This is a genomic window from Halomonas sp. MCCC 1A11062 (assembly GCF_021404355.1).
Classification (GTDB): domain Bacteria; phylum Pseudomonadota; class Gammaproteobacteria; order Pseudomonadales; family Halomonadaceae; genus Halomonas; species Halomonas aerodenitrificans.
The window spans coordinates 1-21,107 of the sequence record NZ_JABFTW010000021.1 but is presented as its reverse complement, the minus strand read 5'-3'; the positions used below and the strand labels follow the sequence as shown (position 1 = coordinate 21,107).

Genomic DNA, 21,107 nt, shown 5'->3' with positions numbered 1-21,107 from the left:
AATGTATCTTATTGTTCGCACACTGAAACGTCAACGCAACAAACGTCGACGGCCCCGTCCTTGCGGACGGGGCCGTCGGTCATAGGAGTACTGACTTCATCAAGAGTTGCTTCAGGCGTTTACTTCAGGCGTTCGAAAACGGTCGCCACACCCTGCCCCATGCCGATACACATGGTGGCGAGTCCCAGGGTGGTGTCCTGCTGGCGCATCACGTTGAGCAGCGTGGTGCAGATACGCGATCCCGAGCAGCCCAGCGGGTGACCCAAGGCGATGGCGCCGCCGTTGAGGTTGACCTTCTCGTCCATGGCCTCGAGGAAGCCCAGGTCCTTGAGCACCGGGATCGCCTGAGCGGCGAAGGCCTCGTTGAGCTCGACGGTCTGGATATCCTGGGCAGAGAGACCGGCAGCCTTGAGCGCCTTCTTGGACGCCGGCACCGGGCCATAGCCCATGATCGAGGCATCGCAGCCGGCCACGCCGGTGGAGAGCACCCGGGCAATGGGCTCGAGCCCCAGCGCACGGGCACGCTCGTAGCTCATGATCGCCATGGCGGAAGCGCCGACCGAGAGCGCCGAGGAGGTGCCTGCCGACACCGTGCCGCCGCGCGGATCGAACACCGGCTTGAGCTTGGCCATGTCCTCCAGGCTGGCGTCGATGCGGATGACTTCATCACGCTTGACCAGTTGGCGGAAGCCACGTTCGTCGTGGCCTTCGACGCCGATGATTTCATTATCGAAGTAGCCTTGATCGCTGGCCGCAGCGGCGCGCTGGTGCGAACGCACGCCGAACTTGTCCTGATCCTCGCGGGTGACGCCGTGCATCTTGCCCAGCAGCTCGGCGGTCAGGCCCATCATCATGGCGGCCTTGGCAGCATACTTGCTGGCCGCCGGGTTGACGTCGACCCCGTGAGCCATGGGCACGTGCTCCATGTGCTCGACGCCACCGATGACGTAGAAGTCGCCCATGCCGGCCTTGATGTTGGCCGCCGCGATGTGCAGCGCAGTCATCGAGGAGCCGCACAGGCGGTTGACCGTCTGGGCCGGCACCGTACGCGGAATACCGGTCATGATCGCCGCATTGCGGGCGATGTTCATCGACTGCTCGAGGGTCTGGTTGACGCAGCCCCAGATCACGTCGTCGACTTCGGCCGGGTCGAGGTTGGCATTGCGATCGAACAGTGCCTGCATCACCGCAGCGGAGAGGTTCTCGGCGCGCACGTTGCGGAAGGCGCCGTTCTTGGCCTTGGCCATGGCGGTACGGACGCCGTCGACCACCACGATGTCTCTCGAATTCAAACTCATTTCAACTTACCTCCTGCTCGTGGTGGATTAGCCCTGGGCCTGGCTGGGATAGAAACGCTTGCCGGATTCGGCCATCTGGCGCAGCTTGTCGGTGGGGGCGTAGAGCGGCCCCAGCTCCTCGGCCAGGCCATCGGCCAGCTTGACGAACTCGGCCACGCCCATGGCATCGATGTAGCGCAGCGCGCCACCACGGAACGGCGGGAAACCGATGCCGTAGATCAGCGCCATGTCGGCCTCGGCCGGCGTCTCGACGATGTTGTCCTCGAGACAGCGCACCGTCTCCAGGCAAAGCGGCACCATCATGCGCGCGATGATGTCCTCATCGGAGAATTCCTTCTCGCCGACCGCCACCTGCTTGACCAGCTCGTAGGCCTTGTCGTCGCTGACCTTCTTCGGCTTGCCCTTGCGGTCCTCCTCGTAGGCATAGAAGCCCTTGTCGTTCTTCTGGCCCAGGCGCTCGTTCTCGTACATGACCTGGATCGCCGTCTTGCCGTCGCGAGCCATGCGGTCCGGGAAGCCCTCCGCCATCACTTCGTTGGCGTGCACCGCGGTATCCATGCCCACCACGTCGAGCAGATAGGCGGGGCCCATGGGCCAGCCGAACTTCTCCATCACCTTGTCGACGCGCTGGAAGTCGGCGCCCTGCTCCACCAGCAGGCTGAAGCCGCCGAAGTAGGGGAACAGCACCCGGTTGACCAGGAAGCCGGGGCAGTCGTTAACCACGATCGGCGTCTTGCCCATGGCCCGGGCGTAAGCCACGGTTGCGGCCACGGCGGCGTCGCCGGTCTTCTCGCCGCGGATGACTTCGACCAGCGGCATACGGTGCACCGGGTTGAAGAAGTGCATGCCGCAGAAGTTCTCGGGACGCTTGAGGTTCTGCGCCAAGCGAGTGATCGAGATGGTCGAGGTGTTGGAGGTGAGGATGGTGTCCTCGCTCACCAGGCCTTCCACTTCGCTCAGCACCGCGCCCTTGACCTTGGGATTCTCCACCACCGCCTCGACGACCAGGTCGACGTGGCCGAAGTCGCCGTAGGAGAGCGTCGGGCGGATCAGGGTCAGTTTCTCGGCCATCTGCTCGGTGGTCAGCTTCTTCCGCTCCACCTGCTTGGCGAACAGCTTGCGCGACTCCTTGAGCCCCAGCTCGACGGCCTCTTCCTTGATGTCCTTCATCAGGATCGGCGTGCCCTTGGAGGCGCTCTGGTAGGCGATGCCGCCGCCCATGATGCCGGCACCCAGCACGGCGGTCTGCTTGACTGCCTTGGCCTGCTTCTCGAACTTGCCGGCCTTCTTCTTGACCACCTGATCGTTCATGAACAGGCCGACCAGGTTGAAGGCCACGTCGGTCATGGCCAGCTTGGCGAAGGCCTTGGCCTCGATGGCCTGGGCACGGGTCCGCTCCTCGCCGGCGCCCTTCTGGATCGCCTTGATCGCCTCGATGGGCGCGGGGTAGTGCGGCCCAGCCTTGCCGGCCACGAACCCCTTGGCGGTCTCGAAGGCCATCATCTGCTCGATGGCGTTGAGCTTGAGCGGGCCGGTCTTCTCGGCACGGCGCGCCTGGTAGTCGAGCTCACCGGCATTGGCACGCGCCAGGATGTCCAGGGCCGCCGCCTCGAGCTGATCGTTCGGTACCACGGCATCCACCGCCCCGACCTTGAGCGCGGCATCGGCGCGATTCTCGGTGCCGCCGGCAATCCACTCGACGGCATTGTCCGAGCCGATCATGCGCGGCAGGCGCACGCAGCCGCCCCAGCCGGGCAGGATTCCCAGCTTGGTCTCGGGCAGGCCGATCTTGGCCTTGTCGCCCATCACCCGGAAATCGGTGGTCAGCGTGACCTCGCAGCCGCCACCCAGCGCCAGGCCGTTGATCGCGGTCACCGTGGGGAACGGCAGGTCTTCGATGGCATTGAAGATGTCATGCACCTTCATCAGCATCGACTCGAGGAACTCGGCGCCCTTGCCGAACATGCTCTGGAATTCGGTGATGTCGGCACCGACGATGAACGACTCCTTGGCGCTGCCGATCACCAGCCCCTTGAGACCGCTCTCGGCGCGAATCGCCTGGACGGCTTCGTCGAGCTCGGCGATCACGGCGCTGGACAGCTTGTTGATGGATTCATCCTTCAGATCGAAGGTGAGCATGGCGACATCGTCGCCCCCGTTGTTGGTACCGCGGGCCACCGTGATGGCGTTGCCTTGATAGATCATCCACGAATCTCCACACAGAGGTTGGCGTTGGCGGAGTGCCAGATTTCATACGGCCGTTTGATTCGGGAAAGCTTGGTCCACTCCAGCCGGCACGTCAAGCCCCTGGCGATGCTTTGTTGGCCGTAGCGACCGGCACGCTTGGTCAATGGAAGTCAGTGGAACTGGCTGACAGCATAGTCGCTTCAGTGGCAGGAGCCGCACCGGACGGAGCTGCGTCGGCAATGAAGTGGCGGCCCGGGCCATGTCGCTCCCTATGCGTTTTCGCCAGACAAGTTGCATTACACGCAAGGGGTCCGGACAATTCGACAAATTCAACGATATTATTGCGGAGTCCCATGCACCAGAACATCGGCTTCCGGCTGTCCCGCCTGCCCCGGCAGTGGCGGGCCATCATCGACCGGCGCCTGGCGCCGCTGGGTCTGACCCAGACCCGCTGGATCACGCTGTACCATCTATGGCGGCTAGGCGATGGGCAGCCTCAGTGCGACCTGGCACGGGCGATAGGCGTCGAAGCGCCTTCCCTGGTACGCACCCTCGACCAGCTCTCCGAGCAGGGGCTGATCGAACGCTGCCCCTGCGATCAGGACCGGCGCACCAAGCGTGTCTTTCTGACGCAAGCGGCAACGCCGCTGCTGGAGAAGATCGATGATGTGGTGAATCAGGCGCGGCGCGAAATGCTGGCAGGCCTCAGCGAGGATGAGATCCGGCAGCTCGACGCCCTGTTGGAGCACATCGAGAACAACGGCCTGGCGATCCAGGCCAGAGAGAGCGATGGCTGAGCTCAGTTGCCCGGCGACTTCTCACCGAAAGCGCGCCGGGCCCCGGGGTGATCGGCGTAGCCGGCCAGGGCATCACGCAGCAACCGGAAATCCTCGACGTAGGTGAGGAAGCGCTCGGCCGTCTGCGACTCCCACCACCACAGGGTGATGGCGAACTCGCTGGATTCGACGACCAGCGCATCCTGCGGCAGGCGCATCAGCAGCGCCTCGAGAGGTCGACGAGCCGCTTCCGGCAGCGGCCGGAGAGGCTCGATGCGCCAGCGCCAGTCGGCCACGCAGGGCTCGAGCACGTCGCTGGCCTCGCTTGCCCTCACCAGCACGAATCGCGGACCCGGGGCATCGCTGGGATAGCTCCAGCGATAGCCCGGCATGGGCGTGCCGATACCGTGCAGCGGCGGCTTCTCCATAACGACCTTGCCCCCGGCTTTGTTCGCCGCGCTGCGCAGCGGCGCCAGCCGACGCTGCCTCGCGCTGGGCTTGAGCCACATCACCGGCGAGATCATGAGCAAAAGCGCCGCCACGATTACTACCCAGACCATCTCTATCTCCGTTTCTTGACGCAAGTCGTTGTCTTGACTCGTCAGGCGTCCTAGAGTTAAGGCATATCAACCACATCTTGCCGCTTCGCAGGAGTCTGACATGAGCAATGAGTACCGCCACATCCTGGTCGCCGTGGACCTGACCAAGGATTCCCACAAGGTGCTCGAGCGCGCCTTGCAGATCGCCGAGCGCAACCAGGCCAAGCTGTCGATCATGCATACTCTCGAACCGCTGGGCTTCGCCTACGGTGGCGACATCCCAATGGATCTGACCAGCATCCAGGATCAGCTCGACGAGCATGCCAAGCAGCGCCTGGCTGAAATTGCCGACCCTCACGTGGCCAAGGAGAACCAGCACGTCCTGGTGGGCATGCCGGATACCGAGATCCACCGCTTCGCCGAGGAGCGCAGCGTCGACCTGATCGTGGTCGGCTCTCACGGCCGGCACGGCTTCGCCCTGCTGCTCGGCTCCACCTCCACCGGGGTACTGCACGGCGCCCAGTGCGACGTGCTCGCCGTACGGGTAGGAAAAAAGGGCGAGAGCGCCGAGTAGCGGAAACCCTGTTTATCTACTGCGCTCGACGACCCACAGGGATGTGGGGAGCGTCTTACTCCCCTGCGGCGAGGGCCTCAAGCTCCATCCACCGCTCCATGGCGGCGTCGAGTTCTGCCTGCTTGTCGCTCATCGCCTGCAGCACCTCGGACACCACCCCTGCCTCCTGCTGATAGAACGTCGGGGCGCCCACCCTGGCTTCGTACTCCGCCACCTCGGCCTCGAGCCGCTCGATCTCGGCCGGCAGCGCATCGAGCTCGCGCTGCAGCTTGTAGGAGAGCTTGGCGGGTTTCTTCGCCGCCGGCGCTGAGGGCGACGGGCCGGCGGGCGCCTTCTCCACCGGCTTGGCCGTAGGCTCGACCTGCTGGCGTGCCGCCCCCTCCCATGGCGCCGGCGGCAGTTTTCCGCCCTGGCGCACCCAGTCGCTGTAGCCGCCCACGTATTCGCGCACCACGCCATCACCCTCGAAGGCCAGCACGCCGGTCACCACGTTGTCCATGAAGGCGCGGTCGTGGGAGACCAACAGCAGGGTGCCATCGAAGTCGAGCAACAACTCCTCCAGCAGCTCCAGGGTCTCGACGTCGAGATCGTTGGTCGGCTCGTCGAGCACCAACACGTTGGCCGGCTGGGTGAACAGTTTGGCCAACAGCAGTCGGTTGGACTCGCCGCCAGAGAGCGCCTTGACCGGCTGGCGCGCCCGCTCCGGGGTGAACAGGAAGTCCTGCAGATAGCTGATGACGTGCTTGTCCTTGCCGCCCACGGTGATTCGGTCGCTACCCTGGGCAACGTTGTCGTAGACGCTCTTCTCCGGCTCGAGGCCTGCCCGCAGCTGATCGAAGTAGGCCACCTTGATGTTGGTGCCAAGCTTTACCGTGCCTTCGCTGGGCTCGAGCTCACCGAGCAGGATCTTGAGCAGCGTGGTCTTGCCGGCACCGTTGCGCCCGATCAGGCCGATGCGATCGCCGCGCTGGATCTCGAGCGAAAGGTCGCGAACGATCGTCTCGTCGCCGAATCGGTGGGTCACGCCGACGAGTTCAACCACCCGCTTGCCGCTACGCTCGCCACTGTCGATGCCGAAGCTGGCCCGGCCCTGCACCTCACGGCGCTGACCGCGCTCACGGCGCAGCTGCTCCAGCGCCCTCACTCGGCCTTCGTTGCGCGTGCGCCGTGCCTTGATGCCCTGGCGGATCCAGGCTTCCTCCTGGGCCAGCTTCTTGTCGAACTCGGCGTTCTCCCGCGCCTCGACCTCGAGCTCGTGGGCTTTCTGCTGCTGGTACTTGGCGTAATCCCCGGGATAGCGCCCCAGCCGACCGCGATCGAGTTCGAGAATGGTCGTGGCCAGCTTCGACAGGAAGGCCCGGTCGTGGGTGATGAACAGCACCGCACCGTTGAAATCGAGCAGTTGCTCCTCGAGCCAGGCGATGGTGTCGAGGTCCAGGTGGTTGGTAGGCTCGTCGAGCAGCAGCAGATCGGGCTCGGCGACCAGCGCCCGGGCCAGCGCCACGCGCCGGCGCCAGCCGCCGGAGAGCGCACTCATCAGGTCGTCGGCAGGCAGCCCGAGCCGGGTCAGCACCACGTCGATGCGCTGATGAAAAGACCAGCCGTCGATGGCCTCGAGACGGCTCTGCAGGGTCGCCATGCGCTTCATGTCGGGCTCGGCCGCCTGCACCAGGTGGTGGTACTCGGCCAGCAGCTCGCCGGCCTGGGGCAGGCCCTGGGCCACCACGTCGAAGATGGTTTCCCCCGAAGCGGAAGGCAGGTCCTGCTCCAGCACGCCGATCTTCAGTCCCGGCGCGCGCCAGATACTGCCGTCGTCGGGCAGGATCTCCCCTGCCACCAGCTTGAGCAGGGTCGACTTGCCGGTACCGTTGCGCCCGACCAGCGCCAGACGCTCCCCTTTCTCCAGCACCAGGTCGGCGCCATTGAGTAGCACATGGGTACCATAGGCCAGTTGCAGGCTTTCCAGACGTAGCAGGGTCACGCGCTCACCTCATCGTTCATCGAGGCGGCTAGTGTAACGCATGGCTGGCCTGCCGTGGCTTTGGTTACAATGCCTCGTGAACGAGCAATGGAGCGGTACCTTGTCCCACAGCCACGCCACTTTCGACGACTTCCTGCCCGAGGCGCTGCGCTTTCGCTCGCCCGCCCCGCTGGTGGACATCGGCGCCAACCTGACCCATCACAGCTTCGACCGGGATTTCGAAGCGGTACTGCAGCGTGCGCGAGCCGCCAACGTCACGACGCTGATCGTGACCGGCACCGATCTCGCTCACGCCGAGCAGGCCGTGGCGCTGGCGCAGCGCTTCCCGGGCTTGTACGCCACCGCCGGCGTGCACCCCCACGATGCCAGCCGTTGGGATGCCGAGCTGGCAGCGGGCATGGCCGAGCTGCACCGTCGCCCCGAGGTGGTGGCCGTGGGCGAGTGCGGCCTCGACTTCAACCGCAATTTCTCCACCCCGGCGGAGCAGGAGCACGCCTTCGAGGCGCAACTGGGCCTGGCGGCGGAGAGCGGCAAGCCGCTGTTCATCCACGAGCGCGATGCCGGCCGGCGCATGCGGGAAATGCTCAAGGCATGGCGCGACGACATCGCCGATGCCGTGGTGCACTGCTTCACCGCCGACCGCGACACCCTGCACGGCTATCTCGATCTGGACCTGCATATCGGCCTGACAGGCTGGATCTGCGACGAGCGCCGCGGCCATCACCTGCGCGAACTGGTGAAGGAGATCCCCCTCGAGCGCCTGATGGTGGAAACCGACTGCCCCTACCTGCTGCCGCGCGATTTACCTGCCAAACTCAAGGGCAGGCGCAATGAGCCTGCCCTGCTGCCGTGGATCGTGCGCGAGATCGCCCACTGGCGCGGCAACGACGAAGCCGAGCTGGCTCGGGCGACCAGCGAGACGGCAAGACGCTTCTTTCGCCTTCCCTTGAACGGCGAACCCCAGGACAATGGCCGCCCCCCACAGGAGTCGTAGCATGGCCGACATACCCGGATTCATCGCCGTGGAAACCGGCGCCGATAGCGATCTGCCCCTGGCCATTGCCTGGGTACTGACCGACGGCAGGATCAAGCACACCCTGATCCAGCCCGACGACGACTGGCTCGATGACGAGTTCAACGAGCTCAACGGCTACAGCCTGGAGGAGCTGCACAGCTTCGGCGCTAGCCCGCTCGACGTGATTCGGGAGCTGGAGAACGACCACTTCAACGCCACCCTGTTCACCGCCGGCGTCAGCGGCGACGAAGCCGCCCTGGCCAGGCTGTTCGACACCTACGGCATCGACCCCTTCGTCGAACTGGCACCGGCCGACAGCCTCTATCCCGCACTCTCGGCCGGCGAATGGAGCCGCGCACGCAACGAGCTGTTCGGCGAAATGGGGCTCGAGCCAATGCGGCCCGAACACGAAGTGGAAGTGATGCTGCGCCTACACGAGCGCCTAGGCAGTGAGTGACTCCCGCCGAGCCAGCAGCCACTCGCGCTGCTCCGCCAGGCCCATGCACAGCAATTTCGGCTCCTCGGCCTGGTCCCGCTGGAAATCGCTCTTGTCGCTCCAGCCCTGCCAGCCGAGCTGAATCAGCGCCTGGGCCGTGGCCCCACCCAGGGTCGCTCCTGGGCCGGGAATCACGATGCGATCCGGCGCGAACTCCCTCACGCCGACCCGGATCGCCGCCGTGAAGTCGTAGGGCGCGACCAACTGTTCGCCCAGGGTGTAATCCCATAGCGCCTGCGGGTCGGTGCTCCAGGGCGTCCAGACATGGCCGCGGCCGTCGATCATCGGCACCTCGGGTGAGCGCAGCGGCAGGCTCGCCAACTCGCGGCGCGCCTCGTGCTTCACCCCCTCCTGCAGCGGCGTATGAAAGGCGGCGTGCTGATGCAGCCGCAGCGGAAACCGCTCGCGGGGCGGCAGCGCCTCGCTCAGGCGCGCCAGCCCCGCTTCGTTGCCGCCGAAGACCAGCATGCCGCCCAGGTCGATGGAGAGATGGAGCTCCGCCTCGCCCCGGCCGTGGATACGCTCGATCAGCCCAAGCAGCTCCCGGCGCAGTGTCCAGTCCGGCCGCCACTCCTCGTCGACCCAGGGGTAGATGACCTGCCCTCCGGCCAGGGTCTCTTGCATGCGTAGCCCCATGCTGCCAATCAGGTGCAGCGCTTCATCGGGCCCCAGGGCGCCTGCCGCAGCCAGGGCGATGTACCAGCCCATGGAGTTGCCGGTTACCGCCACCACCTCGTAACGCTCGCGATCGATGGCCAGCAGATCGGCCCAGGCACAGGCATAGATCAGCGGTGCGGCATGTTCGCCGCGCCCGTGCAGGCTCTGGCGAAAGGGTGTTTCACCGTCCAGTTCCGTGAGCGTCGGCATGCCGGCTTCACGGCGCATGGCGTCGAAGCGTGCCAGCCACTCGCTGCCGCCCGCCAGTCGATTGAGGGTGCCCCATTCGGCGGCGTTGTAGGTGCCGCGGCCGGGGCACACGATCAGCAGCCGTTCGCGGCCACCGCTCCGGGGTTCGTTAGCGCGCCGTTGGCTCATGGGTTGTCGCTCCCTGCCGTCGCCTTGCCTGGTGTCTTTGTCATTGCTCCATCCTTCGCTCCGGGAGCGGCAAGGCGCAGCGCTTGCTCGACGATCGCCGCCACCGAAGGCAGCGTGACCGTGGCCGCCCGCCCCAGCGGGATGAAGCTATCCTCGGCGGTCAGCCGGTGCAGCCTGCCGCTCGACATGCCGCGCTCCACCAGCGCGGTGATCAGCTCCTCGCTGAGTGAGCCGCTGCGCCGGCACTCGTCCACCACCAGCACCTGGTCGCACTCGGCGACGTGGCGGTACACGGCATCATGGTCGATGGCGGTGAGCCAGCGCAGGTCGACGATGCGCAGGCGCACGCCCTGGGCCTCCAGCCTTGCCGCCGCCTGACGCGAGAGGTAAACCCCGTTGCCGTAGGTGACGATGGCGAGTTCGCTCCCCTCGCCCCACTGGCCGAGCACCCCTTGCGCCAGGCGATGCCCGGGCCCGGGGTCGGCGAAGCACCACTGCTGATCGCCCTCTTCATGCAGGTCGCGGGTGTGGTAGAGCGCGATGGGCTCGATCACCACCACTACCCGCTGCTCCTCGTCGGCCAGGCGCACCGCCTCCTGCAGCAGGCCCACGGCATCGGCGGCGTTCGACGGGCAGGCCACCAGCAGGCCGGGGATGTCGCGCAGCACGGCAATGGCGTTGTCGTTGTGGAAGTGGCCGCCGAAGCCCTTCTGGTAGCCGAGCCCGGCGATACGCACCACCATGGGGTTGGTGTACTGGCCGTTGGAGAAGAAGCTGAGCGTGGCCGCCTCGCCGCGCAGCTGATCCTCGGCGTTGTGCAGGTAGGCCAGAAACTGAATCTCGAGAATCGGTACCAGGCCGCTCTGCCCCAGCCCGATGCCGAGCCCGAGGATGCTCTGCTCGTCGAGCAGGGTGTCGATCACCCGATGCGGCCCGAACTGGGCCTGCAGACGCTGGGTGACGCCATAGACGCCGCCCTTGCGGCCGATGTCCTCGCCCGCCATCACCAGATGCGGATGGCTCTCCATCAGACGGGCAAGCGCTTGATTCAGCAGCTTGGCCATGGGCGCCGGCGTGGGCTCCACCTCACCCTGCCATGGCCGTTCACGGCCAGCCCGCGGCGGCGGCACGATGCTGGCCATGACCTGAGCGGCCGTCTCCAGTTTGGGCCGACAGATCGCCTCCTCGGCGACATGCGCGACCCGCTCGGCCACCGAGCGGTAGAGCGCGGCGATGGCATCGCGCCCGAGCACGCCGTGGCGTTCGAGAAGCCCCGCCGTGACCAGCAGCGGGTCGCGGGCCTCGTCGGACTTGATCCGCGTGGGAGAGAGGTAGGCCTGCTGCGCGTCGGAGCCGGCATGGCCGTAGAGCCGCACGCAGCGCATGTGCAGGAATACCGGCTGCTTGCGAAGCCGGGCGATGCGTTCGGCTTCCCTCGCCGCTCGCCAGGTATCGAGCAGGTCGAGTCCGTCGCAGGCCAGGTAGTGAAAGCCGGGGCGCGAGCGCATGCTGGCCTCGATCCAGCCGTTGGGCGTGGGCGTGGAGATGCCGATGCCGTTGTCCTCGCATACCATCACCAGCGGCAGCGGTGCCCCCTGGTAGGCGGCCCAGCCGGCAGCGTTGAGCGCGCCCTGGGCGGTGGAGTGGTTGAACGAGGCGTCGCCGAAGCTACAGATCGCCACACCGTCGGCCGGCCACTCGCCGACACCGCCCAGCCGCCGCCACAGCCCGAAGCTGTAGGCGGCCCCCACGGCCTTGGGTAGGTGCGAGGCGATGGTGCTGGTCTGGGGTGGGACATGCAGCGATTTCGAGCCCAGTACCTTGTGCCGCCCGCCGGAGATCGGGTCATCCGCCGAGGCGGCGAAGCTCAGCAGCAGATCCCACAGCGGCGTCTGCCCCGGCACACCGCGACTGCGCTGGATCAGAAAAGCCGCGTCGCGATAGTGCAGAAAGGCAGGATCGGTAGCGCGAAAGGCGCGGGCGATGGCGGCATTGCCCTCGTGACCGGCGCTGCCGATGGTGTAGAAGGCTTCGCCGCGGGCCTGCAGGCGCCGGGCATGCAGGTCCAGGTGGCGACTCATCAGTTGGGTTTCGAACAGCTCGGCTAGATCCGCCGCAGAGAGCCCGACCTCCTCTAGCGACCAGTCGCGATCCGGTGTCGGCCAGTCGCCGCTGCGCAGGGCGGTGAAGAAACGCTGCTCTTGGGGTAGGGGTTCGAGCACCATGCTGGCTCCAGGCAAGGAGGGTAGATGTCTCTAGCCTAGCGCGCCCGGCAGACAAAGAGATAATATCGATATCCTGCCCCAGATATAGGCCCCACCTATGGATGTTCGCAGCCTGCGCTACTTCATTGCCGCCTATGAGGGCGGCTCGATCAGCGCCGCCGCCCGACGCTGCCACGTGGCGCAACCCTCGATCTCGACGGCGCTGGTGCAACTGGAAGAGCGCCTGGGCACGCTACTATTCGAGCGTCATCGGCGCGGTATAACGCCGACCGAGGAGGGCCACCGGCTCTACCCGCTGGCGCGTCAGGTCAGCGAAGACCTCAACGCCATCGACCGTCTGTTCCGCACGCCGGCGCCCGCAACGCCGGTACGCCTGGGCCTGATGCGCTCGCTCGGGGCCAACCGCATGACGGCACTGCTCAAGGAGTACATCGGTCAGGGCGACAACCTGGCGCTGACCCTGGTCAATCCCGAGGAGCGCTGCGACGCCCGCATCATCGGCGAACAGGACCTGGCAGCTGGCGAGGCATTTCAACCCATCTGGCACGACAGCTATCTGCTGGCGCTGCCCGGCGGCCATCCTCTGGGCTTGAAGGGGTCCGTATCGCTGAGCGACCTCGACGGTCTTCCGTTCATCTGGCGACAGCCCTGTGCCGCCATGGAACAGTTGGCGTCGGTACTCAGCGATGCCGGCGTACGCTGTCAGGTTCGTGCGCGCCTGCGCACCATCGAATACACCCTGGGGCTGGTAGCGGCCGGCGTCGGTGCTTCGCTGGTACCGGCCTGGCCGGAAATCCTCATCCATCCGGACGTGCAGTGCCGGCCTCTCAGCGGCCTCGACATTCGCCAGACCGTCGGCGTGGCTTATCCGGCGCGGCAGGCCATGCCCGCTCTCGAGCCGCTGCTTCAGCTCGGCAGGCAGGCGTGGGAGTCAGCCGGTACTGCCTGAGCCAGGACATCGAGGCCGCTGGCAACGGCACTCTCGAGAGAGAGCCCCTGCTGGTAGAAGGCCTGCAGCGCGGCATGAAAGGCCGCCGCCCGGGCGGGGAACCCCTCACGCTCGTAGCGCGCCGCGCGGGCCGTGACACGGGCCGCGAAGGCGTCACGGTCGACGTCCGTGTCTCCGCCCAGGTTGTCGACGCTAACGTGAAAGCGCAGCCCACAGGCACGTGAAAAGAGCATTTCCAACGCCTGAGGCGCCACTTCCGCCGCCTCGAAGCGGCGCTGCTGCTCGGCATCACGACCGTCGGGCAGGTACCAGTAGCCGTAGTCCTCCAACTGGCGGCGCCGCTCGCCGGCGATGCACCAGTGGCTGATCTCGTGCAGGGCGCTGGCATAGAAGCCGCGAGCGAAGATGACCCGGTGCCAGGGGCAGTCCGTATCGGCAGGCAGATAGAGCGGCTCGTCGCCGCCACGCAGCAGGCGGGTGTCGAAGCTATCCCGGAAGAGCCCGTCGAACAGGGCGATCACGTCCTCGAGGCGATGCGTCACGCTGGCTTCCTGTGTGGCTGAGCGGCGGGACAGTATAGGCGAGTCGACCACGCAGCGAAATTCACCGGATATTGCTAACATATTCGGTTCTCCTGACACATTGGTCAGGCTTTCGACACGCATGGAGCCTTCTGCCTTGGCAACGTTCTTCTCCAACCTGCTAGGCGTCAGCCGCACGGAAACGCGGCCGTTGATGCGTCTTGCCCTGCCCATCTGTGGCGCCCAGCTGGCCCAGGCCGGCATGAGTGTGGCCGACGTGATGATGACGGGGCGGCTCAGCGCCACCGACCTGGCCGCAGTCTCGGTGGGCTCCAGTCTGTGGCTGCCGCTGATGCTGTTCATGACCGGCACCTTGATGGGGCTGACGCCCATCGTCGCCCAACTGCTCGGCGCCGGCACCACGGAGCGCATCCGTCCCAGCGTGCATCAGGCGCTGTGGGTGGCCCTCGCCCTGGGCGTGGTGGCGGCCCTGCTGCTGTGGTTCACGGTGATGCCGATCTTCCGCCTGATGGACGTTCCCCCCGAGGTGGCACGCCGCTCGGCAGCCTATCTCTCGGCCGTGGCCTTCGGCATGCCGGGGGTCGCACTGTTCCAGGCGCTGCGCGCCTTCTCCGACGGCATGAACCACACCCGCCCCTCGCTGTGGATCAGCCTGGTAGGGCTCGGGGTGAACATTCCCAGCAACTACGTGCTGATCTACGGCGGCGACGGGCTCACGGCGCTTTTCGGCGACTGGCTGCCCGGCTGGATACAAGGCCTGCCGGCGCTGGGCGCGCTGGGCTGCGGTATCGCCACCGCCCTTTCCATGTGGGTCATGTGCCTGACCATGATCGCCTATACGCGGCGCTCACGGGCCTACGGCAACGTCTCGCTATGGCACTCCCCCACCCCGCCCCGCTGGCGTCTGATCGGCGAGCTGCTCTACGTGGGTGTACCCATTGGCGTAGCGATCTTCGTCGAGGTAACGCTGTTCACGCTGATCTCGCTGTTCATCGCCAGCCTGGGCGAAGTGACGGTGGCGGCGCACCAGGTCGCGTTGAACTACACCTCGATCCTGTTCATGCTGCCGCTGGCCCTGAGCATGGCGTTGACCGTCAGGGTCGGCAACACCCTGGGCCAGGGCAAGGTCGAACGGGCACGCATGGTGGCCTGGAACGGCATACTGGTCTCGGTGCTGATCGCGCTGCTCAACAGCACCTTGCTGTGGTTCACGGCAGAGCCGGTCATGGCTCTCTACACTCACGATACGGCCGTGCAACGCCTGGCCCTGTCGCTGGTTCTGCTGGCCATGCTCTATCAGGTGTCCGACTCGCTGCAGGTCAACCTGGCCGGCGCCCTGAGGGGCTACAAGGACACCCGCATCATCATGGTCATCACCCTGTTCGCCTATTGGGCGATAGGGCTGGCCGGCGGCCACTGGCTGGGCACCCGCGGCCTGCCCGGCTGGAGCGAACCGCTGGGAGTGCATGGCTACTGGATCGGCCTGATCGCTGGGCTCACCGTGGCGGCGCTGCTGCTCGGCGAGCGGCTGCGGCGCAGGGCCAAGGGAGTCGCACATGGCGAGCAGGAAATACCGCTGGACTGAGGCGAAACGCCATCTGACGGCAGGCATGATGGCAGGGCTGATGACATCGCTGGTGGCGGGCTGCGGCGGCGGTGAGCAGGGTGATGCCAAGCTCATCGAGTACCAGAGGGCGCTCGCCGAAGCCTTGGGCCAGCCGGCACCGGAGAGGACGGCGCCGGCCAACATCGGCGCCTTTCCCGATCGCGACGAGCGCCTCTTCGAGGTGGCCGAAACCCGCGAGGGCATGCTCAACGTCTACGCCTTGCGCGATTGTCATATCACCCAGTTGGTCGCCGCCCGCAACAACCAGCTCGGGCGCGTGGCGCCACCCAGCCAACAGTGGATATACGAGCTGGAACTGTGGCGCCGCCTGCATGCTTGCTGGCACAGCGACGTGCCTGACAGCTTGTCGAACGCCAACCGCGAGCGCCTCGAACGGCTCACGCTGATCAAGACCGAGCAGTTGCCAAAGGTGAGCTGGAACAGTCTGTTCGATTCCGAAGAGTGGGTGCGCAGCTTCTCCCGCGCCAGCTCCCCCCTGGCACCGGACGATACGCGCGGCATCGAGGCACAGTTCGAAGCCCTTGCGTGGCTACATCAAGCCACTCTCAACCAGTTCAATCCCGAATGGCAGCACCAGTCGAGTACGCTGGAGAACCACCTCAACTCACTGCGCAGCCGCCCCCTGACCGCCGAGCTGCTGCGCGCCCTGGTGCTTGCCGAAAGACGCCTGACCGAAGCGAACGAGCTTCTTGCCGCCAACCTCCGGTCGCAGCGTGGCTGCACCGCACTTGCCTCGCCTGCCGATGCGCTGAGCGAAGAGATGGCCGACATGGCAGCATTCGCCTGGCTGGACCAGTTGGAGAGCCTGGCGACGCGCTGGCTCGAAGCGATCGACGGCCTGTTCGCAAGCCATGTTCCCCCGCCCGAAGCGGTCGATGACTATCGCCATGCCTGGCTCTCGCTGGAGAACCCCGAGGCCCCCCTGCCTGCCCTGCGCCAGGCACGCAACGAGCATCGGCAGCATTGGCAGGCCCTGGCCAGGCGATGCACGTAAACCCCGGGCCTGCACGAAAAAGGTGCCGACAGGCTTAACTTGGATGCCAACTCTGTGATATTGGTGATTGCGAGAAGGTAGGAGTCGATCCCGTCAGCCTTGCCGTAGCCGTGACCTTGCCGCTCGGCCCATGCAGAATCTGGAGGGAGGAACATGGGTATGACACTGTCACCCCGCCCTGCCCGGGTCATCGACCTGGAAACGATGCGCCAGAAGCTCCAGGCCAAGCGACGCCTGGTGCGCCTCTCCCCCGAGCTGGACGGCCTTGAAATGGTCTACAGCCTGGCCTCGGACCCTGACTCCCTCTACGGCATGCCCATTCTGGCCTGGGGCCTGCGTGAAGATGGCGATGTCGTGGGCCTGGTGCCCTGGATGGAGACGTTGACCTCCTGCCATCAGCTCGACGATGCGGAACACGGCCGTTTCGTCGGCTATCGCGATCCCGAAACCGAAGAGCTGCTCGAATACCCCCCACCCCACAAGGCCTGTGAGCTGGAACACGCCGCCGCCTACTTCGATTACGAAGAGACGCGCGACATCACCCTCATCCAGCAGATTCCCGATACTCAAGGCACCCACGCCCTTTGCATCGATGATGACGATCGCCCCTGGCAGTTGAAGCAAGTGTTCGGCTGGCGTCTGTACAGCGACGGTAACGTGGAAGCTCTGCTGGCCGATGAGTCACTCATCGAGACCACCCCGATCCTACCCGGCGATGCCTGCCTCTATCCGGGCCGAAGCCGCCACAGGATGGTCTACTTCTTCCAGCGCAGCATCGCCAATCGAATCCGTGAGCAGGACCCCGGCACCCTGGAGGCCCTGGCGCTGATGGTCATGCCCAACACCTCCGTAAGGGCCGACGGCTAGGCACGCAGCAGGGGTGGCGGTACATCAGCCCAAGCGGATAAAGTAGACATAGTGGCCGTCCGACTCCTCCTGCGCCACCAGCTCGTGCCCCAGGAAACTGCAGAACTTGGGGATGTCACGGGTGGTGGCGGGGTCCGTCGCCACCACCTTGAGTATTTCGCCGGAGTGCATGTCACGCACCTTGTTGTGCATGAGCATGATGGGCTCCGGGCAGTAAAGACCGGTCGTGTCCAGCTCGACCTGGTGGACGGGCTGCGAGTCGGCGGTATTCGTCATCGATCGACCTCGGCGTAGGGAACTGCTAGATGATAAAGATCATAATCGAACGTCGCATCATGCCTGGCCTGGAAGAGGAATACGAAGAAGCCGCCCGTGAGGCGATGCGTTTCTCTCTCGGTGCCAGAGGGTTCGTCGGCGGCGAAACCCTGGTCGAACGCGGCCGCAGCGACCGGCGTCTGATGATCGTCAAGTGGCGGGATCTGAACGCCTGGAACGAATGGTACACCAGCGAGGAGCGCTCCAGGGTGATGCAGCGCATCCTGCCGCTGCTCACCGAGGACGAGACCATTCGCATCTACGAGCCGTCCTACTGAGACGCCCTGACCTCTGCGCCTGGTCGCTGCAGCTGGCTGACCTCAGTCGTGCAGCCTGACATGCACCGTGACCTCCTCACGATCATGGTAGAGATGACGGCAGCGCAGCGTGGCGCGAACGCCGGCATCCCCCAGCGCCTCTTCCAGCAGAACCAGACAGCGCTGCACCTCCTCCCAGCGTCGTTTCATCGGTAGCTTGAGATTGAAGATCGCCTCCCGGCACCAGCGTCGAATCAGCCAACGCTGAACCATGGCAGTGACCCGAGCCGGTTTGTCGACGATGTCGCAAACCAGCCAATCCAACCGATAGGGCGGCTCCCAGACAAAGCCGTCCTCACGCAGATGCTCGACCATACCCGTGGCCATCAGGTCGCCCTTCATGGGGCCATTGTCGATGGCGTAGACATGCATGCCCCGTGCGACCAATTGCCAGGTCCATCCGCCGGGCGCCGCTCCCAGATCCGCCGCCTGCATGCCCTCCGTCAGGCGCTCGTCCCATTCCTCCCGCGGAATGAACTCGTGCCAGGCCTCCTCGAGCTTCAGCGTCGAACGGCTGGGAGCTGCCGAAGGGAAGCGCAGCCGGCGTATGCCCCCGGGCAGTTCGCTGCGGTTACCCGGGAAGCTCATGCCCAGTTGCACGAGGTCGCCATCCATCCAGAACAGATGTAAACGACGCCCACCGGCCTTGCGACGCAGAGCTCCCCGCTTGCGCAGGGCCGATTCGAGCGGGCGCGTCAGCGCCTTGATCAATCCCGCCAGCGCCTTGCCCTCATTGGTATCGGGAGTTTCATGCCAGATCGCATCGAAACTCCAGCCGCTCTCCACCACCTGCTCGAGGATGGGAGACAGCCTGTCGTCACGCCCCAACTGCAGTGGCGGCAGCGCTACCAGACTCTGGCGCGCGAAGATGAGCCGCTCGAACGCCAGCTGTCGATGCAGCTCATTGGCCGGTCGCTCATCGTCGACGACGAAATTCACGCAGCCTGCCTGATCGATGAACTCGGCCCTGCCCTGCCAGCCGAGTCGCTCGACGTTTGCCGCCACTTCGGCTGCCACATCGGCTTCGAAACCCGGGCGACAGTAGAAGAGCAGCTGATCGGGCACCATGCGTTCTGCCAGGCTGGACATCGGTGTTTCTCTCACGGATTCGTTGGTGACGAATGGTACCAGCACTAGGCCTTCGCTGTCGGCCATCTTGGATTCGTTTAAACAACGTCTTTTAAAAAGATCTAATGTTCTATATTGGTGCGCAAAAAATGGCAATTTGAAAGCGATTTCGACTCATATCAATGTCTAATCCCGACATAGCCTATGCAATTGCTGCATAGTGGTGCACTGAATTATAGTGAGCGCATCCTTTTCACCATCAGGACACAGCGATGACTTACGTGCACGACACCCTCGAAGGGTTGAGAAAGAGCAGCCCTGCCCAAAGCGAGTTCTACCAAGCGGCAGAAGAGGTCCTCGAGTGCCTGCGTCCTCTGCTCGAGACGGTGCCGCGCTATCACCAGCACAGCATCATCGAGCGTATCGTCGAGCCTGAGCGTCAGGTCATGTTCCGTGTCAGCTGGGTCGACGACTCCGGCAAGGTGCAGGTCAACAAAGGCTATCGCGTCCAGTTCAATTCGGCCCTGGGCCCCTACAAGGGCGGCCTGCGCTTCCATCCAAGCGTCAATGCCAGCATCATCAAGTTCCTGGGCTTCGAGCAGATCTTCAAGAACGCCCTGACCGGGCTGCCCATCGGCGGCGGCAAGGGCGGCTCCAACTTCGACCCCAAGGGCAAGTCCGACGGCGAAATCATGCGCTTCTGCCAGTCGTTCATGAACGAGCTGTATCGCCATATCGGCGCGACCATCGACGTGCCGGCCGGCGACATCGGCGTAGGCGCCCGCGAGATCGGCTACATGTATGGCCAATACAAGCGTCTTACGGGCAGCTATGAAGGCGTCTTTACCGGCAAGGGGCTGAACTGGGGCGGCTCCCTCGGTCGCAAGGAAGCCACCGGCTACGGCGCGGTCTACTTCGCACAGAACATGCTCGAGGCGCGCGGCGACAGCATCATCGGCAAGACCTGCCTGGTATCCGGCGCCGGCAACGTTGCCATCTATACCATCGAGAAGCTCTACCAGCTCGGCGCCCGACCCATCACCTGCTCGGACTCCCGCGGCACGATCCATCATCCGGAAGGTATCGATCTCGACACGCTCAAGCTGCTCAAGGAGGTCAAACGCACCTCGCTGCGTGAGTATGTGGAATACCATCCTGAGGCAACGTACATCGATGCTCTGGACTACCCGAGCGACGGCCATGCCGTATGGCGCATCAAGGGCGAGATTGCCTTCCCCAGCGCCACGCAGAACGAAGTGACCGAGGCCGACGCCATGGCGTTGCTCGGCAACGGCGTACACTGCATCAGCGAAGGCTCCAATATGGCCTCCACCGCTACCGCCGTCGACCGCTTCCTCGAAGCCAGGATCGCCTACGGCCCCGGCAAGGCGGCCAACGCCGGCGGCGTGGCCACCAGTCAGCTCGAGATGGCGCAGAACAGCAGCATGCAGCAGTGGTCGTTGAAGAAGGTCGACACCAAGCTGCAGGCGATCATGGCAGGTATTCATCGGCAGTGTGCGGGCACCGCCGAGGAGTTCGGCGAGCCCACCAACCTGGTGCTGGGCGCCAACATCGCCGGGTTCCGCAAGGTGGCCGATGCCATGATCGATCAAGGCGTCGTCTAAGCCGCTCCATCCAGGCCGTCGGGCTCCCGATGGCCGAACACGACAAAGCCCTGGCCTTCTCGGCCAGGGCTTTGCTTCATACGGGCACCTTCTTACCTACCGCCCGCTAAGCAGCCAGCTTCAAGCCCACCAGGCCGGCAAGGATCAGCACCAGGCTGAGCAGCCGCAGCGGCGAAGCGCTATCGCCATAGATCAGAATGCCCAGCAAGACCGTACCCACCGCACCAATGCCTACCCAGATGGCGTAGGCGGTACCCACGGGCAGCACCTTCATTGCCTGTGCCAGCAGATAGAAACTGGCCACCATGGCCAAGATCGTGAGCAGACTGGGGAGCGGTCGGGTAAAACCGTGTGACGCCTTCAGGCCCAACGCCCACGCCACTTCGAGAAGACCGGCAACGACCAACAACAACCAGGCCATTGAGATTTCCTTCTGAGGGTCCGAGGCCGTCCCCGGGTTGGCAGCACACCATCGGGTCGTCCCGCTGGCGATCGGAGCCATTTTAGGCCCCCCAAACGGCGAAACCCAGCCTCTTTCGAAGCTGGGTTTCTGAAGAAGTGCCTGACGATGACCTACTCTCGCATGGGGAGGCCCCACACTACCATCGGCGCTGAGCGGTTTCACTGCTGAGTTCGGCATGGGATCAGGTGGTTCCCACTCGCTATGGTCGTCAGGC

General features: G+C 65.2%; 20 protein-coding genes and 1 rRNA gene. 10 read left to right on the top strand and 11 right to left on the bottom strand.

Annotated features, from left to right (window positions below; genetic code table 11):
* Positions 1-119: 119 nt before the first annotated feature.
* Both fadA and fadB read right to left on the bottom strand, forming a co-directional pair.
* On the bottom strand, positions 120-1,298 hold the full coding sequence (fadA, locus tag HOP58_RS18210; RefSeq protein WP_010627707.1) for an acetyl-CoA C-acyltransferase FadA: 1,179 nt from the start codon (positions 1,296-1,298) through the stop codon (positions 120-122).
* A 27-nt stretch (positions 1,299-1,325) separates the two neighbouring features.
* Positions 1,326-3,503, bottom strand: a complete 2,178-nt coding sequence (fadB, locus tag HOP58_RS18205) for a fatty acid oxidation complex subunit alpha FadB (RefSeq protein ID WP_010627706.1) — start codon at positions 3,501-3,503, stop codon at positions 1,326-1,328.
* Positions 3,504-3,838: 335 nt separating this feature from the next.
* On the opposite strand from fadB, the gene slyA reads away from it, so the two are divergent.
* Complete coding sequence (gene slyA / locus HOP58_RS18200) at positions 3,839-4,282, top strand: transcriptional regulator SlyA (RefSeq protein ID WP_010627705.1); 444 nt, start codon at positions 3,839-3,841, stop codon at positions 4,280-4,282.
* A 2-nt stretch (positions 4,283-4,284) separates the two neighbouring features.
* On the opposite strand, the gene HOP58_RS18195 is transcribed toward slyA, so the two are convergent.
* On the bottom strand, positions 4,285-4,821 hold the full coding sequence (locus HOP58_RS18195) for a preprotein translocase subunit YajC (RefSeq protein WP_234261114.1): 537 nt from the start codon (positions 4,819-4,821) through the stop codon (positions 4,285-4,287).
* Between the two features lie 100 nt (positions 4,822-4,921).
* On the opposite strand from HOP58_RS18195, the gene HOP58_RS18190 reads away from it, so the two are divergent.
* Positions 4,922-5,374 carry a universal stress protein gene (locus tag HOP58_RS18190; RefSeq protein ID WP_010627703.1) on the top strand — a complete coding sequence of 151 codons (453 nt, stop codon included), beginning with the start codon at positions 4,922-4,924 and terminating at the stop codon, positions 5,372-5,374.
* Between the two features lie 55 nt (positions 5,375-5,429).
* Here the strand turns inward: HOP58_RS18190 and HOP58_RS18185 are convergent, their stop codons facing one another.
* Positions 5,430-7,355 carry an ATP-binding cassette domain-containing protein gene (locus HOP58_RS18185; RefSeq protein ID WP_234261113.1) on the bottom strand — a complete coding sequence of 642 codons (1,926 nt, stop codon included), beginning with the start codon at positions 7,353-7,355 and terminating at the stop codon, positions 5,430-5,432.
* Positions 7,356-7,455: 100 nt separating this feature from the next.
* Between HOP58_RS18185 and HOP58_RS18180 the strand changes: the two genes are divergently transcribed.
* Complete coding sequence (locus tag HOP58_RS18180) at positions 7,456-8,349, top strand: TatD family hydrolase (RefSeq protein ID WP_234261112.1); 894 nt, start codon at positions 7,456-7,458, stop codon at positions 8,347-8,349.
* 1 nt (position 8,350) lies between these two features.
* Positions 8,351-8,827 (top strand): hypothetical protein, encoded by a 477-nt coding sequence (locus tag HOP58_RS18175; RefSeq protein WP_234261111.1) that lies wholly within the window; start codon positions 8,351-8,353, stop codon positions 8,825-8,827.
* On the opposite strand, the gene HOP58_RS18170 is transcribed toward HOP58_RS18175, so the two are convergent.
* On the bottom strand, positions 8,813-9,901 hold the full coding sequence (locus tag HOP58_RS18170) for an ACP S-malonyltransferase (protein ID WP_234261110.1): 1,089 nt from the start codon (positions 9,899-9,901) through the stop codon (positions 8,813-8,815). The two genes, HOP58_RS18175 and HOP58_RS18170, sit on opposite strands and share 15 nt — an antisense overlap.
* Entirely contained in the window at positions 9,898-12,126 is a 2,229-nt protein-coding gene (locus HOP58_RS18165) for an alpha-ketoacid dehydrogenase subunit alpha/beta (protein WP_234261109.1), read from the bottom strand. The genes HOP58_RS18170 and HOP58_RS18165 overlap by 4 nt, the downstream gene beginning before the upstream one ends.
* A 97-nt stretch (positions 12,127-12,223) precedes the next feature.
* On the opposite strand from HOP58_RS18165, the gene HOP58_RS18160 reads away from it, so the two are divergent.
* Positions 12,224-13,075, top strand: coding sequence for a LysR family transcriptional regulator (locus HOP58_RS18160; protein ID WP_234261108.1), 852 nt, complete (start codon positions 12,224-12,226; stop codon positions 13,073-13,075).
* Here the strand turns inward: HOP58_RS18160 and HOP58_RS18155 are convergent.
* On the bottom strand, positions 13,033-13,617 hold the full coding sequence (locus HOP58_RS18155; protein ID WP_234254292.1) for an elongation factor P hydroxylase: 585 nt from the start codon (positions 13,615-13,617) through the stop codon (positions 13,033-13,035). The genes HOP58_RS18160 and HOP58_RS18155 overlap by 43 nt on opposite strands.
* Positions 13,618-13,753: 136 nt before the next feature.
* On the opposite strand from HOP58_RS18155, the gene HOP58_RS18150 reads away from it, so the two are divergent.
* From HOP58_RS18150 to HOP58_RS18140, 3 genes are all read left to right on the top strand, one after another.
* Positions 13,754-15,202 carry an MATE family efflux transporter gene (locus tag HOP58_RS18150; protein WP_234261107.1) on the top strand — a complete coding sequence of 483 codons (1,449 nt, stop codon included), beginning with the start codon at positions 13,754-13,756 and terminating at the stop codon, positions 15,200-15,202.
* Complete coding sequence (locus tag HOP58_RS18145; protein ID WP_234261106.1) at positions 15,174-16,238, top strand: DUF3080 family protein; 1,065 nt, start codon at positions 15,174-15,176, stop codon at positions 16,236-16,238. The genes HOP58_RS18150 and HOP58_RS18145 overlap by 29 nt, the downstream gene beginning before the upstream one ends.
* A gap of 153 nt (positions 16,239-16,391) precedes the next feature.
* Positions 16,392-17,105: a hypothetical protein gene (locus HOP58_RS18140; protein WP_234261105.1), complete on the top strand. Its 714-nt coding sequence runs from the start codon at positions 16,392-16,394 to the stop codon at positions 17,103-17,105.
* A gap of 24 nt (positions 17,106-17,129) precedes the next feature.
* Here the strand turns inward: HOP58_RS18140 and tusA are convergent, their stop codons facing one another.
* On the bottom strand, positions 17,130-17,381 hold the full coding sequence (gene tusA / locus HOP58_RS18135) for a sulfurtransferase TusA (protein ID WP_234261104.1): 252 nt from the start codon (positions 17,379-17,381) through the stop codon (positions 17,130-17,132).
* A gap of 29 nt (positions 17,382-17,410) precedes the next feature.
* Here tusA and HOP58_RS18130 point away from each other — a divergent pair, with 29 nt between their 5' ends.
* Entirely contained in the window at positions 17,411-17,698 is a 288-nt protein-coding gene (locus tag HOP58_RS18130; RefSeq protein ID WP_010627689.1) for an antibiotic biosynthesis monooxygenase, read from the top strand.
* Between the two features lie 42 nt (positions 17,699-17,740).
* Here HOP58_RS18130 and rlmM read toward each other — a convergent pair whose 3' ends face one another.
* Positions 17,741-18,826, bottom strand: coding sequence for a 23S rRNA (cytidine(2498)-2'-O)-methyltransferase RlmM (gene rlmM / locus HOP58_RS18125; RefSeq protein ID WP_234261137.1), 1,086 nt, complete (start codon positions 18,824-18,826; stop codon positions 17,741-17,743).
* Positions 18,827-19,077: 251 nt separating this feature from the next.
* Here rlmM and gdhA point away from each other — a divergent pair, with 251 nt between their 5' ends.
* Positions 19,078-20,430 carry an NADP-specific glutamate dehydrogenase gene (gene gdhA / locus HOP58_RS18120; protein WP_234261103.1) on the top strand — a complete coding sequence of 451 codons (1,353 nt, stop codon included), beginning with the start codon at positions 19,078-19,080 and terminating at the stop codon, positions 20,428-20,430.
* A 106-nt stretch (positions 20,431-20,536) separates the two neighbouring features.
* Here the strand turns inward: gdhA and sugE are convergent, their stop codons facing one another.
* Together sugE and rrf are read right to left on the bottom strand one after the other, a co-directional pair.
* Positions 20,537-20,851, bottom strand: a complete 315-nt coding sequence (gene sugE / locus HOP58_RS18115) for a quaternary ammonium compound efflux SMR transporter SugE (RefSeq protein ID WP_010627686.1) — start codon at positions 20,849-20,851, stop codon at positions 20,537-20,539.
* A gap of 139 nt (positions 20,852-20,990) precedes the next feature.
* Positions 20,991-21,106: ribosomal RNA gene (gene rrf / locus HOP58_RS18110) — 5S ribosomal RNA — on the bottom strand.
* Position 21,107: the final 1 nt, after the last annotated feature.